1 protein-coding gene is annotated in these 914 nt (G+C 60.3%); it reads left to right on the top strand.

What is annotated here, in order from left to right; translation table 11 throughout:
- A partial coding sequence (locus WDC87_RS21855; RefSeq protein WP_336331334.1) for a hypothetical protein occupies positions 1–270 on the top strand: 270 nt, incomplete at its 5' end.
- Positions 271–914: the final 644 nt, after the last annotated feature.

Below are 914 nucleotides of genomic sequence, written 5' to 3'. Positions count from 1 at the left end.
TCGATCACCTGCTTCACCGCCTCTGCCCGGAACTCATCCGTGTACTGCTTGCTGTTGCCCATAAACACCTCGGTCATTGCCATCAATTATGGCAACCGGATGTCTACGAAAGGCTGGCCGGTCCACTTTGAGGACCGCGAGGACCAGGACGCGGACGAACACGCTGACGATGAGGCGGGAGAGGTTGAAGAGGTCGTGTGTGCTGACACCGGCCATGACTATGACGGTGGCGAGTGCATCTTCTGTGGCCAACCGGAAAAGGAGGATTGACGATGCTGGTGTGCATGGTGTTCGCGTTTATCGGCGGCCTGACGGGGCACGCTGTCGCATTGGCGTTCAATGAGGCGTCGCAATGATTAAAGTCGCGCTGTTAGGCGTATTCCTACTTGCAGCGACGTTCGCTTCTGGAATGGCCCGTGCGGCCGACGAAACCTGTTCATCTGATCCGTCAGTGCTGAGCAGCAGCTGCCCGGATGAGGGCCTCGCGTACACTGCTGCATGGGCCACCGCAAATGCGCAGGCGGCGAAGTCAAATTCGGGCTCATCGGGCTGGTGCCCCGGGGTGAAGAATCAAGGCGTTGATTCCTTTCTTGCCTATGTCACGCCTTGCAGCAGTCCGGGGCCTGCGTATGAAACGCGAACACGATCATATGCAGCCTCATGTGCCGCACGCCTCGAAGAAACAGGCTGGAGAGGGGGTGGCACTACTGGGCTTGACAGCGTGTGCAGTAACGGCTGCACGTACAGTGGCTCGCTATACGCGCAGTCGCCAACAGGACGCCTCTTTACGCCTACCGGGGCCACGTGCACGACAAACGACCACCCGGCCCCGACTACACCCGATCCGGGAGAGGGTGGTGGTGACGGCGGGGGTGATGGTGGTGGCGATGGTGGTGGCGATGGTGGTGGCGATG

Origin of the sequence: Stenotrophomonas maltophilia group sp. Smal12, from assembly GCF_037079935.1 — a bacterium.
Taxonomy (GTDB): domain Bacteria; phylum Pseudomonadota; class Gammaproteobacteria; order Xanthomonadales; family Xanthomonadaceae; genus Stenotrophomonas; species Stenotrophomonas sepilia.
The sequence above is the reverse complement of the archived record's forward strand: the minus strand, read 5'-3'. Positions and strand labels throughout refer to the sequence as shown.